We start from the raw sequence: 22,926 nt of genomic DNA, 5'->3' as shown, positions 1-22,926 counted from the left end.
CACTAATGTTGAACTGGTTCGCTTTTTGCCAACTCTTCGGTTTCAGGCGGAACTTTTTGGCGTTTTAACGAGTGAGTGGTACAGGTTGGGGAAGGGTTTTTTTCGACCGCGGTTGGGGGCGCTGGGGCCGAGGCCCAGAGCACGGTCGCGTTTGTGGGCATCGACCGTGGCCAACATCAGTCGTCCTAACTCAGGCAGTGGTGGATAACCTGCCGATTCAACCGGCAGCGGTCGGTGCTGACTAGATAGCCACCCCGCTGCCAGTGGTGGCGGCCATCAGGCTTGAGGCTGTTGGTCGTCCTGGTCAACGGTCGGCTGGCCTTCCAGGGTTGCTAGGCGTGCTTCCAGTGCCTCGACCATCTGGCGGGTTTTGGCCAGCACAGCCGTTTGACGATCGAACTCTTCGCGGCTGACCATGTCCAGCTTGGACAGCTGGCTTTGCAGAATGGTTTTGGCCTTGGCTTCGAAGTCGTCTGCGGCGGCCTTGATACCGGAGGGCAGGGCGTCGTTCATCTGCTTGGCGATTTGTTCCAGTTTATCCGTATTGATCATGGTTTCATTACTCCGTAACGCTTGCATTTATGGTAACAAAGTTTGCCTGGGGATTCCCCCTTTGTTCGGTTGCGGCGCTGAGCGGTCGTTTTAGGTAGAATGACGCGGTATTTTGGTTTGGAGCAACAATGAGACTTAATCCTGGTCAGCAGGCGGCTGTGGAGTTCGTATCCGGCCCCTGTCTGGTGTTGGCGGGTGCCGGCAGTGGCAAAACCCGGGTGATCACCAATAAGATCGCCCACCTGGTGCAGCAGTGCGGTTATCAGGCTCGGCACATTGCTGCCGTGACCTTTACCAACAAGGCGTCCCGCGAGATGCGGGAGCGGGTGGCGCAGACTCTGGGCAAGAAAGAGGCTCGGGGGCTGTGGGTGTCGACCTTCCATACCCTGGGGTTGGAGATCATTCGCCGTGAGCACAAGTCGCTGGGACTCAAGCCCAACTTTACCCTGTTTGACGATCAGGACAGCCTGGCCCTGCTCAAAGAGCTGACCGCCGATGAGCTGGAGGAAGACAAGGACCTGCTCAACCAGCTGATCAGTACCATCAGCAACTGGAAAAACGATCTGATCCTGCCGGCCAAGGCCACCGAACTGGCCCAGGATGCACAAACGGCGTTGTTTGCTCAGCTGTATCAGCGCTACCGGGATCATCTGCAGGCCTACAATGCCCTCGATTTCGATGACCTGATCATGGTGCCGACCTTGCTTCTGGCCAGCAACGAAGAGGTGCGGGATCGCTGGCAGAACCGCATTCGTTACTTGCTGGTGGACGAGTATCAGGACACCAACACCAGCCAGTATCAGTTGGTGAAGCTGTTGGTGGGCAACCGAGCCCGCTTTACCGTGGTGGGGGACGACGATCAGTCGATCTACTCCTGGCGTGGTGCCAAGCCGCAGAACCTGGTGCTGTTACAGAAGGATTTCCCCAAACTGAATCTGATTAAGCTGGAGCAGAACTACCGTTCCAGCCAGCGAATACTGAAATCGGCCAATATTCTGATCGCCAACAACCCGCACGTGTACGAGAAAACCCTGTTCTCCGAGCTGGGCTATGGCGACACCCTCAAGGTGCTCAGTGCCAACAACGAGGACCATGAGGCCGAGCGGGTGGTGGCCGAACTGATTCGGCATAAGTTTGTGAATCGCACCGACTACAAGGAATACGCGGTGCTGTATCGGGGCAATCACCAGGCGCGACTGTTTGAAAAGGCGATGATGACCAACCGCATCCCCTACAAACTGTCTGGCGGCACCTCGTTTTTCTCCCGGGCGGAGATCAAAGACATCATGGGTTACCTGCGACTGCTGGTGAACGCCGATGACGACAACGCCTTTCTGAGGATCTGCAACGTGCCCAAGCGCGGGCTGGGACCGGCAACGCTGGAGAAACTGGGGCGCTTGGCCAATAAACGTCAGATCAGCCTGTTTGCGGCGGCATTTGAGCCGGACATGGAGCAGCACCTGCCCAAGGGCGCGGCCGAGTCGGTGATGGTGTTTACCCGTTGGGTGGTGGAGCTGGCGGATCGGGCTCAGCGCGGCGATACCCTGGCGGCGCTGAAGGACCTGGTGCGAGAGATCAACTACGAAGATTTCCTCTACGACACCTCGCCCAGCCCCAAGGCCGCCGAGATGCGGATGAAGAACGTCTCCGAGTTGTACCGCTGGATCACCGACATGCTCGAAGGCGATGAGCTGGAAGAGCCGATGACCCTGCCTCAGGTGGTGACCCGGCTGACCCTGAGAGACATGATGGAACGCAACCAGGAGGAGGAGGAGGCCGATCAGGTGCAACTGATGACGCTGCACGCCTCCAAGGGATTGGAGTTCCACTATGTGTTCATGGTGGGCATGGAGGAGGGATTGTTGCCGCACCAGAGCAGCCTCGATGAAGGCAACGTCGAGGAGGAGCGGCGACTGGCCTACGTCGGCATCACCCGGGCCCAGAAAGAGCTGATTTTCACCCTGTGTCGGGAACGGCGCCAGTACGGTGAACAGATCCGTTGTGAGCCCAGCCGGTTTCTGGCGGAATTGCCCCAGGATGATCTGGAATGGGATCGAGGCAAAAAGCGTCAGAGCGAGCAGCAGCGGCAGCAGGCGGGCAAGGCCAATATTGCCGCGTTGCGGGCGATGTTGAAGGGAAAATAGGGTTTTGCGAACGGAGTCAGTGACAAAAAGCGCCGGGTTAGCTATTTTTTGCTCGGTTGAACGGTTTTTCTTGAAAAATTGTTGGACGTTGGCGGGCGTTCACCGTAAGATGGCCGCCGTCAAAAGGAAGCGCCCATAGCTCAGCTGGATAGAGCGCACCCCTCCGGAGGGTGAGGCCGGGGGTTCGAATCCTCCTGGGCGCGCCATGTTCTTTGCGCGTGGCATGACGAAAAAAATCTCTATGGTGGCTGTAGCTCAGTTGGTAGAGTCCCGGATTGTGATTCCGGTTGTCGTGGGTTCAATCCCCATCAGCCACCCCATATTCTGAAAAGCCAGTCGAAAGACTGGCTTTTTTGGTTTCTGGCTTTGGAAACTGGAGCTTTCGCTTCGGGGCTTGTAGGCCAAATCGAATGAGCCCCGGATTGTGAGTCGGGCCGAGGTGGGTCAATCCCCGGGAGCCACCCCATATTCTGAAAAGCCAGTCGAAAGACTGGCTTTTTTGGTTTCTGGCTTTGGAAACTGAGGCTCATGGCCTTGGGAAACCGCCCATACGAATCGCTTCATAATGCCTCACTATGTGGGAGATTTCGTTTGTTGGGCGCAATAAAAAACCGCAGGCCGATGGCACTGCGGTTTTTTTGATCGGCAAAGGCGGGGTTAGCCGCCGGTCAGACTCATAAAGCGCAGAATCTGAGTGCCGTCGTCGTGGCCGAACAGGTGCTTTTCCGGTTTGACCTTCATGGCGGTCACGATGGCGGCCTTCACCGCTTCTACGTCACCGTCGTTGTCCCGCAGTACCTGTTTCAGATCCACCGAGTTCTCGTTGCCCAGACACAGCAGCAGTTCCCCTTTCACGGTGACCCGAACCCGGTTGCACTCATGACAGAAGTTGTGGCTGTGGGGAGAGATAAAGCCGATGCGCGACTCGCTGCCTTCCATGCGGTAATAACGCGCCGGACCGCCGGTGCGCTCACTGCTGGGGATCAGCGGGTAGGTTGGCTCAATCAGCGCTCGCACCTCTTCACTGGTACACAGGGTCTGTTCACGGCGATCGGTGTCGAAGGCGCCCAGCGGCATCTCTTCGATGAAGCTGATGTCGATGTTGCGGTCACGGGCGAAGTTGACCAGGTCCAGCACTTCGTGGTCGTTCTTGCCTTTCATCACCACGGCATTGAGCTTAACCCGCTCAAAATTGGCGTCACAGGCGGCGTCGATGCCGGCCAATACCCGCTCCAGGTTGCCCTTGCGGGTCACCTGAGTGAAGCGTTCCGGTTCCAGGGTGTCCAGGCTGATATTGAGGCGCTGCAGACCGTTGCCGGCCAGTACATGGGCGAACTTGGTCAGTCGAGAACCGTTGGTGGTCATCGACAGATCTTTCAGTCCGGGCAGTTTGCCGAGTTTGCGCACCAGCACCGGCAGGTCGGTGCGCACCAGTGGCTCGCCACCGGTCAGGCGGATGCGTTCAACACCGAGTTCGGTGAAGGCGCGGGCGATGGTACCCAACTCCTCCAGGGTCAGGACGTCGTCCCGTCTCAGGAAGGTGGGATTCTCGTCCATGCAGTAGACGCAGCGGAAGTCACAGCGGTCGGTGACCGACAGCCGCAGGTAATCGATTTTGCGTCCAAAGCCGTCTATCAGGCTCATTCTGTGTTCCTCGCTCTACAACAGATCCGCGAAGGGTTGTACCCAAACGCTGTCGCCGGCGGCGACGTCACCCTGGCACTCTTCGACCACGATCAGGCAGTTGCCTTCTACCATGGAGCTGAGTATGCCGGAGCCTTGGGCGCCGGTGGTGGTCACCGTCAGTTCGCCCAGGGCGTTGAGCTGCATTATGCCACGCTGGAATTCGGTTCGACCGACTTTACTGCGAAGCGGTTCACAAGTTGTGGCCCGCATCATCTGTGGTTTCCAGTTTGGCTCGCCCATCATCTTGCGCAGGGCAGGTTGGACAAACTGCATGAAGGACACCATTACCGCTACCGGGTTGCCCGGCAGGCCAAACAACAGGGTGTCGTTGATCTTGCCAAAGGCCAGCGGTCGGCCCGGACGCATGGCGATTTTCCAGAAATCAATGCTGCCCAGTCGCTCCATCACCGGCTTGATGAAATCGGCATCACCGACGGAGACGCCGCCAGAGGTCAATACCACGTCGGCGGTTTCACTGGCTTCCTGCAGGGCAGACGCCATCGCCTCTTCGGTGTCTTCGAGGATACCCAGATCGATCACCTCGCAGCCCAACTTGGCCAGCATGCCCTGAATGGTGAATCGGTTGGAGTCGAAGATGCAGTTGGGCTTCAGCGGTTCACCGGGTTGGCAGACCTCGTCGCCGGTGGAGAACACCGCCACTTTAGGGCGACGCAATACCGGCAGTTGTCCCAGACCCAAAGAGCCCAGCAGGCCCAATTCGGCGGGGCCGATGCGCTTGCCGGCGGTCAGGGCACAGGCGCCTTCGGCGATGTCTTCGCCGGCCTTGCGGATGTTCTGCCCCAGCTCGATCTCGGTCTGGAAGCACACCTGATCCCCTTGCTGATCGGCCACTTCGCGCATGATCACCGCGTTGGTGCCCGCAGGAACCGGCGCGCCGGTCATGATCTTCACCGCCTGGCCCGGCTGCAGCGTGCCGTCGTAGCCGTATCCGGCCAGTACCTCGGCGACCACGGTGTAGTGGCTGGCTTGAGGGTCATGACAGATGGCGTAGCCATCCATGGCGGAGTTGGTGTGCTGAGGCACGTTGATCGGTGAGGCCATGTCCTGTGCCAGCACTCGATTCTGAGCATCCAGCAGCGACAGGGTTTCGGTGCTGGACACCGGTTTGACCTCTTTCAGAATGCGGGCGATGCCCTGGGCAACCGACAGCTGTTTGCGCTCGACGTCGTCGCAACCACAGCTACCCAGTGGCGCGTAGCCCACCGGTTTCCAGTCGGCGACGAAAGATTCGATGAAGTTGGCGATGGCATCGACGTCGTTGATGTCCATCACCGGCAGGCTCAGATCCGCAGGCAGTTGAGTCTCGGCATCCACCGCCAGGGCCTGAATGGCGTCATCCTGAGTGTAAACGAACGGCTTGCCGACTTCGGCGCGGTGCAGTTCCAGCTTCGGCAGAGGCAGCTTTTTAAAGCCCTCCACCAGAATCATGTCGACCCGGCTCTGGTCGATCATCGCCAGCAACTCTTTCAGGTCCGGATCACCGTCGGTGATTTTCTCCGCCATCAGGCAGCGGCGTACGTGTGAGGCGACCAGCATCTGCTCGGCGCCGGCTTTGCGCAGCTCGTAAGAGTCTTTGCCGGGAATGTCGACATCGAAGTTGTGGTGAGCGTGCTTAACCACCGCCAGACGCTTGCCGCGGCGGTTGAGCTCAGGAATCAGTTTTTTCAGCAGCGTGGTTTTACCGGTGCCGCTGTAGGCACAGATACCCAGAACCGGAACCCGGCAATCCGCCAGGATTTGATCCACATTCATAGTTACGAATCCTTATCTGCCAGCAGCAGTTGCTCTAGCTGATCTCGCTGCTCGGCTGTATTGATATTGGCAAAGGCCTGCGCTTGGCCTGCAAAGGTCACTTTGGTGACTCGATGTTGGTTGTACCAAAGTAAAATCTTGCGATCGCCATTGGCCAAAAAGGCATCAATGGAGTCCGTCAGGTTTGCTTTCATCAGCAGGATGACGGAGTGCTCGCGCTCATCGTCGCAGGCTACGGCGATCTCTGCATCGGTGGCTTGCAATTGCTCGAGCAGTTTGTGAACCAGGTCACGGGGGGCCATGGGGACATCGCAGGGGAGTACCATTAAATAGGGAGTGGTGCAGTGGGCCAGCGCGGTGCGCATGCCCGCCATCGGCCCTTGAAAGCCTTCCAGGTCATCGGCATGAACCGGGTAGCCCAGTTGCCGGTATCGGTCCTGGTTGCGGTTGGCGATGATCTGTACCTGGGCCGCGTCGTCGGCGAAGCGATCCAGAACATGGCTGACCATGGGCTTTCCGGCGACGGTGATCAGACCTTTGTCTTCACCGTCCATGCGACGGGCCCGGCCACCGGCCAGTACCGCAAGGGTAATACGTTGATCTATTGCTGACACGCGTAGGGTTCCTCGCTGACAGATTGAAGCAGGTGACCATTATGCAACTGCCAGCGTTGCCGGCACAGCTTAGTGACCTCGGTGGTTTGATGGCTGGTAACCAGAATGCCGCACCCCTGTTGTTGCAGTTGAGTCACCATCTTGGCGACCACCTCGATGGAGTGGTCATCCAGGTTGGCGGTGGGTTCGTCCAGCATCAGAATCTCCGGCCGCACCACCCAGGCGCGGGCCAATGCCAGTCGCTGCCGCTCACCGCCGGACAACACCTGGGCGGGACGATCGACCAGGTGGGCCAGTTCGGCTACCTCCAGCGCTTGCTCGATTCGCCGTTGCTGCTCCTCTTTACTGAGGGACTGCAGGCTGAGGCTATAGGCCAGGTTCTGCTGGACGCTGCCGTCGAACAGGTAGGGAGTCTGGTGCAGATAAACAATTTGACCGGCGCCGATGCGCAGTCGCCACCAGGGGCCGTTGGCCCCGTCCACTTGGCGACTGCCGCGGTCCGGTTTTCGCAGTCCGGCCAGGGTTTTCAGTAGGGTGGTTTTGCCGACGCCATTGGCGCCTCGCAGCCAGACACTCTGGCCGCTGCCGATGCTGATGTGGTCGATATTGAGCAATGGCCGACCATCGATGCTGATCAGCAGGTCCGACAGCGAAACTTTAACCATGTTGTCGGTGCTCCTGTTTGCCGCGCAGCGCGCTCAGAGAAAAGTTTAGCAATAGCGCCAAAAACACCAGCACCATTCCCAGTGCTGCCGCCTGGGCGAACTCGCCCTTGCTGGTTTCCAGGGCGATGGCGGTGGGCATGTTTCGGGTCAGGTTTTGAATGTTGCCACCCACCAGCATGGAGCTGCCCACTTCGGTGATGATGCGGCTGAAGGCGGCAATGATAGCCACCATCAGTGGTACCCGCAATTCATGGCATAAGGTGATAAAGGCACGCAGCTTGGTGGCACCCAGGGTACGGGCGGTTTCCCAGGCGCGCCAGTCGCCGGCACTGAAGGCGGCATAACTGGTGGACACCAGCACCGGGGTGGCCAGAAATATCTGACCCAGCATCATGGCGTTTTGGGTAAACAGCCACCGCAGATCGCCCAGCGGTCCTTGACGGAACAGCAACAGGTAGACCATCAGACCCACCACCACCGTTGGGATGGCTTGCAGGGTCTGAAACAGGGCGATGAGGGTGGCACGGCCAAAAAAGCGCCCCTGTGCAAGCACGAAACCCGCCAGGATGGCGGGTATCAGGCACAGGGCCATGGCTTTGACGGACACCGAAAAGGACACCAGGATGATGCTCCAGACTTTCGGGTCAAAGCTAAGCAGCAGGCCAATGGCCTGCTGTAGGGTTTCGAGAGTACTACTCATTCACGCTACTTATTGTAGGTTGCTCTAAACAGAGGCTGACCCTGAACGCGGAACGCGTCGATCAGTTTTTGACCTTTGTCGCTGGCCAGCCAGTCGCTGAATGCCTTGGCGCCTTCGTGGTTCAGATCAGGGTACTTCTTATCGCTGATCAGAATCACCTGGTAAGGGTTCATCAGCGACGCATCGCCTTCAAACAGTACCTTCAGCTTCAGCTTGTGCATGAAAGCCAGGTAGGTACCGCGGTCTGCCAGCAGGTAACCCTGCATTTCGTTGGCGGTCAGCAGTGCTGGACCCATGCCCTGGCCGATGGCGCGGTAGCCGTCGTAGTCGGTAGTGACACCGGCTTTTTTCCACAGGTTCAGTTCTTTCATGTGGGTGCCGGACTCATCGCCACGGGATACGAAGATGGCGTTGCTGTCGTGGATGCGCTTCATGGCATCGACGATGCCCTTGGCGTCAGCCAGCTTGGCTGGATCGCTGTCCGGGCCGAGAATGATGAAGTCGTTGGCCATGATCTGACGAGGCATGCGGCCGAAACCGTCCTCGACAAATTTAGCCTCGGCGCCTGGGGCGTGAGTCATGACCACATCCACATCGCCGTTACGGCCGTGGCGCAGGGCCTTACCGGTACCGGTGGCGATCACCTGAACGTGGTAACCGCTGTCTTTTTCGAAAGTAGGCAGCAGGTAAGCCAGCAGGCCTGAGTTGTCAGTGCTGGTGGTGGTGGCCAGTTTAATGTCCTGCGCTGCGAAAACCGCAAAGCTAAGGGTGAAGGCCAACAAGCCAGTCAGTATGCGCTTCATCAATTTCTCCGTCATTTGAATAGATGTTGCTGTGTTCTACTCAAAATACATAGCAAGGAGGGTGCCAACCTGTATCGGGTGGAAAATATGACCCAGGTCACAGGATTTGGCTGGTCAACTAGGTCAAAATGACGCACCCTTTGTGGTGCCTTAGCCAAAATGCCCTAGTTTGCGACATATTGGCTCCATTTGCCTCGAGAAAAGAAGAGATTATGACTCAAGAATCGTTTCAGGCTCCGGCGTTATCGGTGTTGATTGTGGACGATGAGCCGGGCATGCGCTCATTTTTGAAAAAAGCGCTGTCGAAGCGGTTTGCCCTGGTGGAAGCTGCTGGCAGTGTCGAGGACGCCGAGCGTCTGCGCAGCCGTTGCCATTTTGATCTGTTGATCGTCGATATTCGCCTGCCGGGCCGCGATGGCATCGAGTGGAACGAGGCGCTGGATCCGGGCAGTCGTCGTTCGGACATCATCTTTATGACCGGCTATGCCGACATGGAAACCGCCATTCGCGCCCTGCGGGCCGGCGCCGCCGACTTTATTCTGAAACCCTTCCATCTGGAGCAGATGATGCAGGCGGTGGATCGCTGCCTGGAGCGACGGTTGCTGCGCCGGGAAAACTTGCTGCTGAAGCGGGAAGTGGAGCAGAGCCACGTCGGCCACAACACCCTGATTGGCATCAGCGACGCCATGGCGCAGGTGAAGGACGTCATTGGCCGGGTCGCCCCCACCAATTCGGTGGTGCTGATCGAAGGCGAGTCGGGCACCGGCAAGGAGTTGGTGGCGCGGATGCTGCACCAGAAGTCCGGTCGCAGCGGGCCTTTCGTGCCGGTGAACTGTGGCGCCATCGCTCCGGAGTTGCTGGAGAGTGAGTTGTTTGGCCATGTGGCCGGGGCCTTTACCGGTGCCCGTAGTGCACGGGAAGGGCTGTTCAGCTTTGCCAGCGGCGGTACCATCTTCCTCGATGAGATTGGCGAAATGCCGCTGCAGATGCAGACCGCACTGTTGCGGGTGCTGGAGCAGCGGGCCATTCGGCCGGTAGGCTCGGAAAAGGAGACGCCGGTGGACGTGCGGGTGATCGCCGCCACCAACCGTGAGCTGATGGATGAGGTCAATGAAAACCGCTTCCGACGCGACCTGTATTATCGACTGAACGTGCTCAACGTGCGCATCCCAGCCCTGCGGGAGCGTCAGGATGACATCGTTGAGCTGGTGCATCACTTTACCCGTCAACTGTCGTCGGAACTGGGCCTGAAAGAGGTCAGCTGGAGCCACGAAGACCTGGATTTGATGACTCGCCACGACTGGCCGGGCAACATTCGTGAATTGCGAAACCTGGTGGAGCGCTGCCTGTTGCTGGGCAAGCCGCCGGCGGAGTACTGGCGTCAGCAGCAGAGCGTGCCGGTGGCGTCGGCCGAGGCTACCGAGAGTGGCTACCCTAACGAGATGCCGCTGAAAGAGGTGGAGCGGATGCACGTGATGCAGGTCGTGGACAGTCAACAAGGCAACAAATCGGCCGCTGCCCGAGTGCTGGGAGTGTCTCGCAAGACCCTGGATCGTAAATTCAAAGAGTGGGGCTTGCAGGAGTGATGCTGTCCTCCTGGCGCGATCGAATCGAAGGGGATGTGCGGCTGCTGACCAGCACCGTGCGTTACCGTTTGCTGGTGCTGATGCTGTTGCCGGTGCTGCTGACCCTGGCCAGCCTGGTGTTCATTACCATCTACTGGAACGTCTCCTACACCGGCAGCCAGCTGTTTATGAAGGTGCGGGCGGATCTCGGCGTGGCTCAGGGGGTGATCCTGGAGCAGCTCAATGATCAGGAGCAGGTGATCTCTCAGGTTCAGAGTGCCTGGCGCCTGAAGAGCCTGCTGGGGGCCAAAGATTCCCATGGGGTGGCCATCAATCAGTTGCTGGAACGCAACCGCGAGTTGCTGGGTCTGGATTTTCTGCGCTTGATTTCATTGCCGCAGGCCTCGGTGGACCCACGCCTTCGTAAACTGATTCCGGCGGAGCATGAGCGGGCCCGCTCCGGCATTCAGGTGCTGGACAAGCCGGAGCTGGCGGATCTGGGGCCGGTGCTAGCGCGGCAGGCGCAGATGCCAATCCAATCGACACCGATGGCCGCCGACAGCGTTCAGGGGATGGAGAGCCGCGGCATGGTGATGCGCACCCTGCTGAAGGTCAAAGACACCGATGGAACCGTGGTCGGCTACCTCGATGGCGGTGTGTTGCTGAACCGCAACCGCGACATGGTGGATAACATTCGCGATCTGCTGTACGCCCCGGGCACCCTGCCCAACGGGGCGGTGGGGACCGTGACGCTGTTCCTGGATAACGTGCGCATCAGCACCAACGTTCCCGGTGGCGACAGCGGTGAACGGCGGGCCATCGGCTCGTTGGTGTCGGATCAGGTGAAGATGAAGGTGCTGGAGCGGGGCCAGGTATGGATCGACCGTGCCTTCGTGTTCCATGACTGGTACATCTCGGCTTACGCGCCCCTGTACGACATCGATGGCCGCCGCATCGGCATGCTGTACACCGGTTTCACCGAAGCGCCGTTCATCCACAACTACCTGCTCAACATTCTGGAGCTGGGGTTCATCCTGATGGTGGTGCTGTTCCTGTCCGGGCTGGCGGTATACAAGGGCGCCACCGGCCTGCTGAAGCCATTGGATCGCATTCATACCGTGGTGCAGGCGATGCAGGCGGGCAAGGAGCGACGCATCGGCAACCTGGGGTTGGATCCGGACAACGAGTTGTCACAGCTGGCCCGTCAGTTTGACCGTATGCTGGATCTGCTGCAGCAACGCAACCGCGAAATTAAGGCCGCTGCCGAACAGTTAGAGTTCAAGGTGGATGAGCGTACCCGCAGCCTGAAACAGCGTACCAAGGAGCTGAAAGAGAACCTCAAATTGCTGGAAGAGACCCGGGCGCAGATGGTCACCAACGAAAAGCTGGTGGCACTGGGAGAGTTGACCGCCGGTATTGCTCATGAGATCAACAACCCCACGGCGGTGATCCTCGGCAACATGGAGCTGATGAAATTTGAGCTTGGCGATCGTGCCGACGACGTGGAGGAGGAGATCGAGCTGGTGCTGCAGCAGGTACAGCGGATCAAAGCGATCATCCAATCTCTGCTGCAGTACGCCCGCCCAGGCGATTTTGATGCACCGCTGGAGCGGCAGCAGATCAACCCCATCGTTGAAGAGATGCGGGTACTGGTGCGCCACTCCATCGAGAAACAGGCCATCGATGTGGCGCTGGATCTGAAGGCGGATGCTCGAGTGGTGGTGAACTCTCAGCAGTTGCTGCAGGTGCTGATCAACCTGGTGATCAATGCCAGTCATGCCATGGAGGATCGGGGTCAGATTCGAGTCAGCAGTGACAACTGGCTCGACGACGATGGCAAGGTCAAAGGCGTGACGCTGGCGGTGGCGGACACCGGTGTCGGCATCGAACCTGAGCTGCTGTCGCGAATCTTCGATCCCTTCTTTACCACCCGCAAGACCGGTACCGGCCTGGGGCTGGCTCTGAGCTACGGCATTATTCGTCGTTTCGGCGGCCACATCGATGTGGATTCGGTGCTGGGTGAAGGCACCACCTTTACCATCCGTTTGCCGTCGGACGTGTTGCTGAAAGAGGACGCCCTGTCCGTCAATCTGCGCGGACTCGAGGGGTAAGACAGGGCGCCGACAGGCGCCCTTTTTTGTGGCAGAGGCTTACCAGTCGGTAGTGTAGTCGACGATGGCCTCGACCTCGGGGTGGTCGCGACCGAACTGATGTTGCAGTGCTCCCAGTAACTCCTCCTGGACAAACAGTTCGTGGTCCAGGTCTAACTCATTGACCCAGGCGTGTACCGCCGGCAAGTAGAGGGGATTGCCAGTTTTGACCAGCCCCATCACCAGGTGACACAGGGCGGCGTAGCCGCAGTTGAGATCGTCATAAAGCACCTCGGCGTCCTCATACTGGGTAAAGTGAACCAGCATCTCCAGCAGTGGCTGCGGGTGGCTGAGGGCCGCTTGGCGGAAGAACTCGGCCTGATCCAGTTCTGTGCCTTGTGAGTCGGTCAACATAAAGGCGAAGCGTTTGCCTCGCCGCTGGCGGTCGATGTCAGCGCACAATGACACCATCCACTTCAGGGTGTCGGCAATGTTCTCTTTGACGGTCAGCGGAATGCGTCCCTGAATACGGGCGCTGAACTCCGCTTCCGGGCTCCAACTGCGCTCTGGCTTATTCTCTTCTTCGGTCTTAACTTCGGTGAGGCCGCCTTGCAGATCCAGCTGCCATTGCTGCTGGTCCATGAACGTCATGGCCAACTTGTCTCCCTGCCACTCCAGTTGCTGCAGCTGCTCCATCAGGTCGTGCTGGGCGCGGCTGTAGGCTTTGCCGTCAGCTTCGGGACCGGCCTGAAGTTGCTCCAGGTCGTCCAGTTGTTCGTCTGAAAAGACGCGGGCGGTCAGGGTGCCCACCGGCTCGAAACTGTCGAGGGAGAACAGCAGCAGCGACAGCGGTGCACCTGGTTCGCCATCTTGCTGAGATTCCAGGGTGACCCTGGACCAGTCCAGCATCGCCCCCAGGCCCAGCTCCAGGTTGAGGGCGGGGCGGCACAGGTCGTCATCGGCGTTGCCCAGCCCGGGCAGGGAGCGAAACGTGCCGCGGCCATTGGTCAGATCCAGCTGGTAGTAGCCGTGGGACTCCGGCAGTTCCCAGCTGCAGTTGGCGCCGCAGCAGTAGAACCAGGCTTGGCCGTTGATGGGCTGTTGAAACAGGCGGACGTCTGGCTCAATCTCGGCGTCGCAGTCGTCGTCGATCTGGTCCCAATCCGGCAGCAGATGCCGGGCCACCGGTTTGAGGGTGGGGATCTCCAGGACCTCCAGCACCTCCTGCAGGCCGTTGGACTCTTCGCAGTAGGCCACCAGGATCTGGCGTCCGTCCAGGCTGACCCGGGCGCTCATGGCGATGCGGGCGTCAAATTTGTGCTGGGCTTGTTGGCGACGGCTGGGAATGTGATAGAGGCTCAGATTGCCATACCAGTCGGCGATCACCAGGTGGGTGTCGTTCACCACTTCGATGAGAATCAACTTTTCGTCAGTCTTCATCGCCAGGTGCCAGATCACCCGCTCGCTGCCATCGGGCTGTGGCTCAATCAGTAGGACTTCAGGGGTGGTAGTGAACTCTTCCAGTTCGACGCGGTACTTCATGCGACCTCCTTAGAATGGGAGGACCAGCATAAGGAGGGATCTAGTAAAAGTCACTGATATTGTTGAAAAAGGCGGGCATGCGCCCGCCTTATGCCTGCTAGCTTGGGCTCCAGATGATACGACCGCAATCGGACAAGTCGTAACCGCCAAGACGCTGGGCGAACGCCAGGGTGTCGGGTGTCTGCATCAGCTCAAACATCTGCTGCAGCAGGTAGCGGAAGTACACCCCTTGCGGCATCACCAGATCGAACGACTCTTTCCCCAGAGGCACGAAGGCCAGGCCGAACTCGCCGGCAATGCCCTGGCAGCCCATACCAAACTCGGCCTCGCCGCGGGCGATCATCCCGGCCATCTCTCGCTCGCTGTAGGCGGTACTGACCACATTCAGGTCGGTGCTGGTGCGGTGCATGCGGGTCAGCCAGTTGTCGAAATGGTGACGGGCACCTGCCCCCTCCTGACGAGTGACCCAGCGGTAGCGCAGTGCCAGGGTCTCATTCAGATCGTGGCACAGGTGCTGGTGTTCGCTGCGCAGCATGATGCCGTATTCACGGCTGCAGGCGTGTACCATCACCCACTGCTTAAACTGCGGGTGACGCTTCAGTAAGGCGGTGTGGCGCAGATCCCGCTCCGCTTCGTCTCCCCAGTGCAGGGCGCAGACGTCGGCATGGCCCCGGGCCAGCTGATTCAGGCCCAGACGGGAGCCGGTGGAGCAGTAGTTCACCAGGCCGGCAGATTCGATGCGACGGCCGAGTCGGTTGATTACCCACTGCAGCAGCGGATCGTCGCTGCCGGTGATGATCAGGCGGTCGCTGAGCATGCCGAAGTGGCAGGACTCCATCACCCAGCGGTCGATCATCGGCTTGGGGAACAGCCATTTCCCGGTCACCTTGGTACCGGGAAGTTGCTGCTCGTTGGCCATGGCGTAGACTTTTTTCTCGTTCAGGTCGAGATACTCGGCCACCTCCTTGGCATTCATAAACAGGTTATCGCGTTCCGTCGTCATGCTTGGACCTCGTCAAAATCAATGGTATCGGCGCCGTTGTACACCAGGAAATGGCGGCCCTTGGCCCGGGAGACCAGGGTAATGCCCATCTTTTGTGCCAGTTCCAGCCCCATCTCGGTTATGCCGGAGCGGGACACAAGCACCGGAATGCCCATCTTGGCCACCTTGATCACCATCTCCGACGTCAGTCGACCGGTGGTGTAGAAGATCAGGTCGTCGCCGTTCTGGCGTCCCAGAAACAGTTCCCCGGCCAGGGTGTCTACGGCGTTGTGGCGGCCGATGTCTTCCACGAATGACAGGATTTCTGCGTCGCGACAGACACCGCAGCCGTGCACGGCACCGGCGTTTTTATAGGTTTCGTTGTATTCCCCGAGGTTTTTCAACAGCCCGTAGATGGTGGATTGTTTGATGGCGGGCACCGGCAGTTGGATCTCATCCAGGCCGGCCATGAAGCTGCCAAACACCGAGCCCTGGCCGCAGCCGGAGGTGACGGTCTTCTCACTGAGTTTCTCTTTCAGCCCGTCGGTGGATTCACTGGTGATCACCGCGGCAGAGTTCACGTCCCAATCGACAATCACCGATTCAACTTTGTCGATGTCGCTGATAAAACCCTGGTTCTTCAAATAGCCCAGGGCCAGTTTTTCGGGCCGGGCGCCCAAGGTCATCAGGGTGACGATGGGTTGCCAGTTAAGATACAGGGTCAACGGGCGTTCGCAGGCGATTTGACGTTCCTGTGGCTGGCCACTGGCGTCGATGGCAACCACGGACTTGGTCAGTGGAGCGTCGGTGTCGGTGCGACTGAACTGGGGCATAGGGGCTCTCAATTACGCGTGTAAGGGAATAAACAATGAATCAGTGCATTAGACTAGCAAAATTCGTTCCAGCCATAACCCGGGTGTTTGCCGCTGATGGCGTGATCTGGGTCACGGGATTAGGAACACAATGACCCACTGCGGGTAAGGGCTTGGGACAAAATGTCCTGCCGATGGCCAAAGTCGTGACTCGGTTCACGAAAAACAGGCTATTTTTATTGGAACGCTTTTTGCTTTGTTATTGCGGGTTTCCCAATCTAGGGCACAAAATCGATGCAACGAACCGACAATATCTGGCCTCTGCAGGTCAAGCTGAAATCAAAACAGGTCACCATGGGCCGCTGGAGCCAGACCACCTGGGAGGTGGATCAGCTGCTGCCGGCGTCGGCGGATCCCATCGAGGGCGCCACCATCGTGGGTCTGGAGCTGTTTAAAGACGAACGCTCTAACTACCGGTTGAACCTGGATCTGGATAACCCGCTGTTGTTTGTGGTGTGCGATGAAACCGAAGCTGGGGAGCCAGTTCCGATGCTGGTGACCGCGAACCAGAACATCGCTGCCGGTTGCCTGGAGAGCGATCAACCGGTGTTTACCTGCCCCATTCCTCAGGCCATTGGTTGCTGGATTGAAGCCTATATTACTCGTCATGGCGAGCAGCCGATCTGTGCTCATCGACGCAAGCACATCGACGTGCGTGGTGAGCTGAAGGCCAAGCGGGAGAAGCGCGATGAGCGATACTAAATCCGGCTTGCTGTCCCGCTGGCAGCAGCGCCTGACCAAGGTCAAGGAGGAGGAGCAGGCACTGGAGGCGTCGTTGCAACAGCCGGCGCCCGCCGAGGTTGAGCTTCCCGCCGAGGACAATGGACCCGATGCTGTGGCGCAGGCCGAGACCGAGTCGGTCAGCGACAGCGGTGAAGCCGTCGAGACTGACGCTCTGCCGGATCCCGACGCCATTGAGGAGGGAGGCAGTTTTGCCCAGTTCCTGGCGGAAGGGATCGATCCGGACAAGAAAAAGAGCGCCCTGCAGGCGTTGTGGCGTCAGCCTCAGTACAACGTCACCGACGGCATGGCCGAGTACGCCCTGGATTACAGCAACCAGCCCAAGCTCAGCACTCAGGTGGCCAAAGAGGTGGCGAAAAAGGTGTTCCGACATCTGGATGCCAAGCTGGAGGAAGAGCGACGTCAGGAGGCGTTGGCCAAGGCGCGTGCCGAGGCGCCCGCACTGGACGAAAAACCGTCAGAATTACCCATCGTTGCCCAGGAGGATGGACAAAATGACCCATCCGATCCGGACATCGGCAAAGAACAGCAGAGCTGACCGGCATTTCCGTCAGCCATAGGCGCCAGGCCTTGGTACAGGCCTTGCAACTTACCGACCACCAGCCACGACCCCGTCCGCTGCATGAGACGATGGCGATGGCAACAGAAAACAGGAACGCACAGTGAGCAACCCTCAACACGCCGTAGCCGAACAGGCGCTGGCTCAGGTTCAGATGTTGGAGAACCTGATTCCGCAAACGGTCACCTATACCACCGCTGGTCATCTGTTGATCATCGGTGCTGAAGACGCCATTCGTTTGGCCGCCGCCAGCCTCGATGGCATGGCCAGCATCACCTTGGTGGCCACCGACCCCATTACCAGCCAGGATGAGGCACATCTGGCCGAGGTGATGCGGGCGGTTGAACAAACTGAAACTCTGCCCAGCTACTACAGCAAACAGGTCAAGGTGAAAGGCTTTTTGGGTCAGTACCAGGCGTTCATCAAAGACGACAGCGGCAAAGAGCTGGAGTTGGCACCGGCGGCGGTGCGTCGTCCCCACTACGATCTGGTGCTGGATTTGGGCCAGCAACCGAGCCTGACGCTGGAGCTGTTGCCACCGGGGTATTTTCATGTCGCCGACGATGCCGACAAGCTGGCCGGCGCGGTGGCGCAGTTGCCCGAGCTGGTCGGAGAGTTTTCTAAGCCCAGATACGTGAAGATTAACGCCGACATTTGTGCGCACCATGGCAGTGGCATCGATGGCTGCAATCGCTGTCTGAACTTCTGTCCGGCGGACGCCATTGCCAGCGTAAACCACAAAATTGAGGTAGACCATAACCTGTGCCACGGTGCCGGCAGTTGCTCCAACGCCTGCCCCACCGGTGCCATCAGTTATGATCAGCCGTCCCCCACGGTGTTGCAGGACTACCTGAAGCGCCTGGTGACCCGTTACATCGAGCTGGCCGACAGCCGTCCAGTGGTGCTGTTTCATGACATGACCGCCGGCGATGAGGCGTTAAAAGCGTTGCAGGCCTTGCCGGGTGCGGTGCTGCCGGTGGCATTGGAAGAGATTGCCGTTGCCGCCACCGACAGCTGGATGTCGGCACTGGCCTGGGGCGCTCGCCAGGTGGTGGTGTTGACCACCGAAGTGACGCCGCCGACCTTGATGGCCCTGTTGCAGCGCGAGCACAAGCTGGCGTCGGATCTGCTGCAGGCCATCGGTCTGGAAGATCGGATTCAGATGCTGTCTAGCGCCGAGTTGGACAGCCTGTCAGCATTGGTGGAACAGAGTGCCAGCTGGCCGGAACTGGCCATCGCTGCCTACCCGTCCAACCTGCCCAAGCGGGACGCCTTCTACAACGGCCTGGATCATCTAAACGGCTGTGCCGCCGCCAATGATGAGACCCTGTCGATTCCGCACCTGCCTTACGGCGCGGTGGTGGTGGATGCTGAAAAGTGCACCTTGTGTCAGAGCTGTTCCGCCCTGTGCCCGACCCGGGCCCTGATGGATGGCGGTGACATGCCGGCGCTGAACTTTACCGAGCAAGCTTGCGTGCAGTGTGGCTTGTGTGAAAAGGCCTGCCCGGAGCAGGCGATCACCTTGATCAGCCAGGTGACCCTGGATCGGGAGCATCGCCAGCAGTCCAGAGTGCTGCACGAAGAGGAGCCCTTCGAGTGCATTCGCTGTAGCAAGCCGTTTGCCACCAAGGCGGTGATCACCAAGATCACCACTCAGATGGAGAACCACAGCGCCTTCGCCGGCGATGCCCTTAAGCGGATTCAGATGTGTGAAGACTGTCGAGTTAAAGACATGTTTGAAGACATCATGAACGATCCAGAAAAACAGTTGCGCGTCTAAACAGAGGTAATCATGACAGAACAACAACACCATCGAGTGGTTTCCGAAATTCAACAGTTTCGCGCCGACATCTATCAGCTGCTGGCGGGCCTGTTGCGGGACGCTCCCTCTCAGGAGCTGCTGGATTTTCTGGGTAATCTTGAGGTTAACAGCGACGACGACGGCGAGATGGTCAAAGCCTGGAGCAGCCTTAAGCTGGCGGCGCAGACCTACAGCGTGGAAACCGTGACTCAGGAGTACACCGACCTGTTTATCGGTCTGGGCCATGGCGAGGTGATTCCCTACGCCAGTTGGTACATGACCGGGACCTTGATGGACACTCAACTGGTGCAGTTGCGCCAGGATCTGGTGCGCCTTGGTTTTGCCCGGGAAGACGCGGTCAAGGAGCCGGAAGATCACATCGCCGCCTTGTGTGAAGTGATGTCGGTACTGCTGCTGGAAAACCCTCAGCACGTGCAGTTGAGCTTCTGGCAGAAGCACTTGAAGCCCTGGGCCGATCGGCTTTGGAGCGACCTGGCTAATGCCCAGGGTGCCGCTTTCTATGCCGCCGTGGCCCATCTGGCGGAGCAGTTCTTTATTCAGGAGAAGGATGAGTTTGCAGCCCTGACCCTGGAGACCCCGGTGCAGGAGGGCACCCTGTAAAGGAGTGAAGTGTACAGGCTGTTCTACACTGAATAGCCAGTACCAGCGATTCCGTAAGACCGGAAACACCCGGCGGTGGGGCAGCCTGCAGTAGCCCCACCTTAATCCACTAACACCTTGGAGGTGTTATGAAAGACAGGCAACAACAACAGCGACGCAGTCTGCTCAAGGCCTTTGGCCTGGGAGCAGGGGCCCTGGCTTTGGCCAGCGGCAGCGTTAGAGCCCAGGCCAGTTCCCCGGCCGAGGCTTCCCCACCCGATGCGCAGCCCGACACCCGCTTCAAGGTGACGGCTCATGTTCAATCCTACTACCAGACCTTAAAGGACTGACGGAGGGCGAGTATGAAACTCATGCGCAATTCACACGCCAATGCATCCGCACGTGAGGCTGTCTCACTGGGGTTGAATCGGCGTCAGTTTCTGCAGCGGGCGGGCGTCACTACCGGCGGCATTGCGGCAGCGTCCATGCTGGGCACCGGCATGATTCGCAAGGCCGAAGCCGCAGGTGGCAATGCATCCGGTACCGTGGAAACTAAGCGAACCATCTGCTCCCACTGTTCGGTGGGCTGCGGGGTGTATGCCGAGGTCAGCAATGACGTCTGGGTTGGTCATGAACCGGCGTTCGATCACCCCATCAACCGTGGTGCTCACTGCGCCAAGGGGGCGTCGCTGATTCATCACACCCACAGTGAAAAACGGGTCAAGTACCCGATGAAACTGGAGGGGGGGAAATGGAAGAAGCTCAGTTGGGAAGAGGCGATCGATCAGGTCGGTGAGCTGATGCTGAAGATTCGTAAGGAGTCCGGCCCCGATGGCCTGTTCTTTATGGGCTCGGCCAAGTTTTCCAACGAAGGCTGTTATCTGTACCGAAAATTCGCCGCCATGTGGGGCTCCAACAACATCGACCACTCGGCACGGATCTGTCACTCCACCACGGTCGCCGGGGTTGCCAATACCTGGGGCTATGGGGCCATGACCAACTCTTACAACGATATGCGTAACTGTAAGAGTATGATTTTTATTGGCTCTAACCCAGCCGAGGCCCACCCGGTTTCTCTGCAGCACATCCTGATTGGTAAAGAACGCGGCGCCAAGATGATCGTGGTCGACCCGAGGTTCACCCGTACTGCGGCCCATGCCGACGAGTACGTGCACATTCGCCCCGGTACCGACATTCCCTACATCTATGGCTTGCTGTGGCACATTTTTGCCAACAACTGGCACGATCAGGATTTCATTGATCGTCGTGTTTGGGCCATGGAAGCGATTCAGGCCGAAGTGCAGAACTACCCGCCTGCGGAGGTAGAGAACATCACCGGGGTGCCGGAAGCCCAGATGTACAAGGTGGCGAAGATGCTGGCGGACAACCGCCCTGGCACCATTGTCTGGTGCATGGGGGGAACTCAGCATACCGTCGGCAACGCCAATACCCGTGCTTACTGCATTTTGCAGCTGGCGCTGGGCAACATGGGCACCTCCGGTGGCGGTGCCAACATCTTCCGTGGTCACGACAACGTACAGGGCGCCACCGATCTGGGGCTGTTGTTCGATAACCTGCCGGGGTATTACGGCCTGTCGGACGGGGCCTGGAAGCACTGGTCTCGAGTGTGGGATCTTGATTACAACTGGGTCAAGGGTCGCTTTGACCAGGGCACCTATCTGGGTAAGCAACCCATGAACACTCCGGGCATCCCCTGCTCCCGTTGGCACGATGGAGTGATGGAAGACCCCACCAAGCTGGGCCAGAAAGACAATGTCCGCATGGCGTTCTACTGGGGACAATCGGTGAACACCGAAACCCGCGGTCGCGAGGTGCGCGACGCCCTCGACAAGATGGACGCGGTGGTGGTGGTGGATCCCTACCCAACCATGGCGGCGGTGATGCACACCCGTAAGGATAACGTGTTCATTCTGCCGGCCTGTTCTCAGTTTGAAACCTCTGGCTCGGTGACCGCCTCCAACCGCTCCATTCAGTGGCGGGATCGGGTGGTGGCGCCGGTGTTTGAGTCTAAGCCCGACCATGAAATCATGTACCTGCTGGCCAAGAAACTCGGCTTTGCCGAGCAGCTGTGCAAGAACATCAAGGTCAACGGCAATGAGCCGCTGGTGGAAGACATTACCCGTGAGTGGAACCGCGGCATGTGGACCATCGGCATGACCGGTCAGTCGCCGGAACGTTTGAAGATGCATCAGCAGAACTGGGGCACGTTCGAGTTTGAAGATCTGGCCGCCAGAGGGGGGCCCGCCAAGGGCGATACCTATGGACTGCCCTGGCCGTGCTGGGGTACCCCTGAGCTCAAGCATCCCGGAACCCACATCCTGTACGACACCTCGAAGCACATCATGGAGGGCGGCGGTAACTTCCGAGCTCGCTTTGGTGTCGAGTTTGAAGGGCAGGACCTGTTGGCGGCGGATCCCGGCTCCAAGGGCAACGAACTGGGAGCCGGTCATCCGGAATTCACTGCCGATATGCTCAAGCAATTGGGGTGGTGGGACGATTTGACTGCCGAGGAGAAACAGGCGGCCGAAGGTCGAAACTGGAAGACCGATCTGTCCGGTGGCATTCAGCGGGTAGCCATGAAGCATGGCTGTATTCCGTACGGCAATGCCCGTGCCCGTTGCCGGGTTTGGACTTTCCCAGATCAGGTGCCGGTGCACCGGGAGCCGTTGTACACCCCAAGGCGGGATCTGGTGTTGAAATACCCCAACCTGGATGACCGCCAGGTGCACCGATTGCCAACCCTGTACAAATCGATTCAGGACAAGGTGATTGCCGAGAATCTGGATAAGAAGTTCCCGATGATCGTCACCACTGGCCGCCTGGTGGAGTATGAAGGGGGCGGTGAAGAGACCCGATCCAACCCTTGGCTGGCGGAGTTGCAGCAGCAGATGTTCGTGGAGATCAACCCGGCGGACGCTGCCGACCGCGGCATTCGTGACGGCGACAACGTGACCCTGCATTCACCGGAGGGACCGGTATTGCACATTACGGCGTTGGTGACCGAACGGGTGATTCCCGGCGAGTGTTTTATGCCGTATCACTTTGCCGGCATTTTCGAGGGCGAAAGTCTGGTGCCTCGCTATCCGGACGGAACCGTGCCGTACATCCAGGGGGAGTCGGCCAACACGGCCATGACCTATGGCTACGACCCGGTGACCCAGATGCAGGAAACCAAGGTGTCCATCTGCCAGATTAATCGAGCTTAAGGAGGAAGTC

19 protein-coding genes and 2 tRNA genes are annotated in these 22,926 nt (G+C 59.0%); 11 read left to right on the top strand and 10 right to left on the bottom strand.

The window, feature by feature from the left end:
* Positions 1–276 precede the first annotated feature (276 nt).
* Positions 277–552: an accessory factor UbiK family protein gene (locus J8Z22_RS21620; protein ID WP_028111202.1), complete on the bottom strand. Its 276-nt coding sequence runs from the start codon at positions 550–552 to the stop codon at positions 277–279.
* Between the two features lie 128 nt (positions 553–680).
* On the opposite strand from J8Z22_RS21620, the gene rep reads away from it, so the two are divergent.
* The 3 genes from rep (at position 681) to J8Z22_RS21605 (ending at position 3,016) form a co-directional block, all read left to right on the top strand.
* Positions 681–2,696, top strand: a complete 2,016-nt coding sequence (rep, locus tag J8Z22_RS21615; RefSeq protein ID WP_252008142.1) for a DNA helicase Rep — start codon at positions 681–683, stop codon at positions 2,694–2,696.
* Positions 2,697–2,825: 129 nt separating this feature from the next.
* A tRNA-Arg gene (locus J8Z22_RS21610) sits at positions 2,826–2,902 on the top strand.
* A 38-nt stretch (positions 2,903–2,940) separates the two neighbouring features.
* Positions 2,941–3,016, top strand: a tRNA-His gene (locus J8Z22_RS21605).
* Between the two features lie 337 nt (positions 3,017–3,353).
* Here the strand turns inward: J8Z22_RS21605 and moaA are convergent.
* From moaA to J8Z22_RS21575, 6 genes are read right to left on the bottom strand one after another with little or no spacing between them, the layout of a single operon-like run.
* Positions 3,354–4,340 carry a GTP 3',8-cyclase MoaA gene (gene moaA / locus J8Z22_RS21600; protein WP_028111204.1) on the bottom strand — a complete coding sequence of 329 codons (987 nt, stop codon included), beginning with the start codon at positions 4,338–4,340 and terminating at the stop codon, positions 3,354–3,356.
* A gap of 15 nt (positions 4,341–4,355) precedes the next feature.
* Positions 4,356–6,155 carry a bifunctional molybdopterin-guanine dinucleotide biosynthesis adaptor protein MobB/molybdopterin molybdotransferase MoeA gene (locus J8Z22_RS21595; protein WP_028111205.1) on the bottom strand — a complete coding sequence of 600 codons (1,800 nt, stop codon included), beginning with the start codon at positions 6,153–6,155 and terminating at the stop codon, positions 4,356–4,358.
* Between the two features lie 2 nt (positions 6,156–6,157).
* Positions 6,158–6,769, bottom strand: coding sequence for a molybdenum cofactor guanylyltransferase MobA (mobA, locus tag J8Z22_RS21590; protein ID WP_252008140.1), 612 nt, complete (start codon positions 6,767–6,769; stop codon positions 6,158–6,160).
* Positions 6,757–7,434 carry an energy-coupling factor ABC transporter ATP-binding protein gene (locus J8Z22_RS21585; RefSeq protein ID WP_035414858.1) on the bottom strand — a complete coding sequence of 226 codons (678 nt, stop codon included), beginning with the start codon at positions 7,432–7,434 and terminating at the stop codon, positions 6,757–6,759. Before J8Z22_RS21585 ends, mobA begins: the two co-directional genes overlap by 13 nt.
* A complete protein-coding gene (locus tag J8Z22_RS21580; protein WP_028111207.1) occupies positions 7,427–8,134 on the bottom strand; it encodes an ABC transporter permease in 708 nt (235 codons plus the stop codon). Before J8Z22_RS21580 ends, J8Z22_RS21585 begins: the two co-directional genes overlap by 8 nt.
* 5 nt (positions 8,135–8,139) lie before the next feature.
* The gene (locus J8Z22_RS21575) at positions 8,140–8,937 is read right to left on the bottom strand and encodes a substrate-binding domain-containing protein (protein ID WP_028111208.1); all 798 of its coding nucleotides are present in this window, start codon (positions 8,935–8,937) and stop codon (positions 8,140–8,142) included.
* A gap of 212 nt (positions 8,938–9,149) precedes the next feature.
* On the opposite strand from J8Z22_RS21575, the gene J8Z22_RS21570 reads away from it, so the two are divergent.
* Complete coding sequence (locus J8Z22_RS21570) at positions 9,150–10,523, top strand: sigma-54 dependent transcriptional regulator (RefSeq protein WP_028111209.1); 1,374 nt, start codon at positions 9,150–9,152, stop codon at positions 10,521–10,523.
* Positions 10,523–12,613, top strand: coding sequence for a HAMP domain-containing sensor histidine kinase (locus J8Z22_RS21565; RefSeq protein WP_028111210.1), 2,091 nt, complete (start codon positions 10,523–10,525; stop codon positions 12,611–12,613). The genes J8Z22_RS21570 and J8Z22_RS21565 overlap by 1 nt, the downstream gene beginning before the upstream one ends.
* Before the next feature lie 39 nt (positions 12,614–12,652).
* Here the strand turns inward: J8Z22_RS21565 and J8Z22_RS21560 are convergent, their stop codons facing one another.
* The 3 genes from J8Z22_RS21560 to J8Z22_RS21550 form a co-directional block, all read right to left on the bottom strand.
* Positions 12,653–14,134: a hypothetical protein gene (locus tag J8Z22_RS21560; RefSeq protein WP_252008138.1), complete on the bottom strand. Its 1,482-nt coding sequence runs from the start codon at positions 14,132–14,134 to the stop codon at positions 12,653–12,655.
* A 97-nt stretch (positions 14,135–14,231) separates the two neighbouring features.
* The gene (locus J8Z22_RS21555; RefSeq protein ID WP_028111212.1) at positions 14,232–15,137 is read right to left on the bottom strand and encodes a helix-turn-helix transcriptional regulator; all 906 of its coding nucleotides are present in this window, start codon (positions 15,135–15,137) and stop codon (positions 14,232–14,234) included.
* Positions 15,134–15,949 (bottom strand): formate dehydrogenase accessory sulfurtransferase FdhD, encoded by an 816-nt coding sequence (locus tag J8Z22_RS21550; RefSeq protein ID WP_035414859.1) that lies wholly within the window; start codon positions 15,947–15,949, stop codon positions 15,134–15,136. The genes J8Z22_RS21555 and J8Z22_RS21550 overlap by 4 nt, the downstream gene beginning before the upstream one ends.
* 273 nt (positions 15,950–16,222) lie before the next feature.
* Here J8Z22_RS21550 and J8Z22_RS21545 point away from each other — a divergent pair, with 273 nt between their 5' ends.
* The 6 genes from J8Z22_RS21545 to J8Z22_RS21520 all read left to right on the top strand — a co-directional run bounded on the left by J8Z22_RS21545 (position 16,223) and on the right by J8Z22_RS21520 (position 22,916).
* A complete protein-coding gene (locus J8Z22_RS21545) occupies positions 16,223–16,690 on the top strand; it encodes a DUF3305 domain-containing protein (protein WP_028111214.1) in 468 nt (155 codons plus the stop codon).
* On the top strand, positions 16,677–17,267 hold the full coding sequence (locus J8Z22_RS21540; RefSeq protein ID WP_252008136.1) for a DUF3306 domain-containing protein: 591 nt from the start codon (positions 16,677–16,679) through the stop codon (positions 17,265–17,267). The genes J8Z22_RS21545 and J8Z22_RS21540 overlap by 14 nt, the downstream gene beginning before the upstream one ends.
* Positions 17,268–17,442: 175 nt before the next feature.
* Positions 17,443–19,068 carry a 4Fe-4S binding protein gene (locus J8Z22_RS21535; RefSeq protein WP_252010508.1) on the top strand — a complete coding sequence of 542 codons (1,626 nt, stop codon included), beginning with the start codon at positions 17,443–17,445 and terminating at the stop codon, positions 19,066–19,068.
* Between the two features lie 12 nt (positions 19,069–19,080).
* Positions 19,081–19,710, top strand: coding sequence for a molecular chaperone (locus J8Z22_RS21530; RefSeq protein ID WP_028111216.1), 630 nt, complete (start codon positions 19,081–19,083; stop codon positions 19,708–19,710).
* A gap of 128 nt (positions 19,711–19,838) precedes the next feature.
* On the top strand, positions 19,839–20,039 hold the full coding sequence (locus J8Z22_RS21525) for a hypothetical protein (protein WP_028111217.1): 201 nt from the start codon (positions 19,839–19,841) through the stop codon (positions 20,037–20,039).
* 12 nt (positions 20,040–20,051) lie between these two features.
* Positions 20,052–22,916 (top strand): formate dehydrogenase subunit alpha, encoded by a 2,865-nt coding sequence (locus J8Z22_RS21520; protein ID WP_028111218.1) that lies wholly within the window; start codon positions 20,052–20,054, stop codon positions 22,914–22,916.
* Positions 22,917–22,926 lie beyond the last annotated feature (10 nt).

Source organism: Ferrimonas sp. SCSIO 43195, from assembly GCF_023716685.1.
Taxonomy (GTDB): Bacteria; Pseudomonadota; Gammaproteobacteria; order Enterobacterales; family Shewanellaceae; genus Ferrimonas; species Ferrimonas kyonanensis.
The sequence above is the reverse complement of the archived record's forward strand: the minus strand, read 5'-3'. Positions and strand labels throughout refer to the sequence as shown.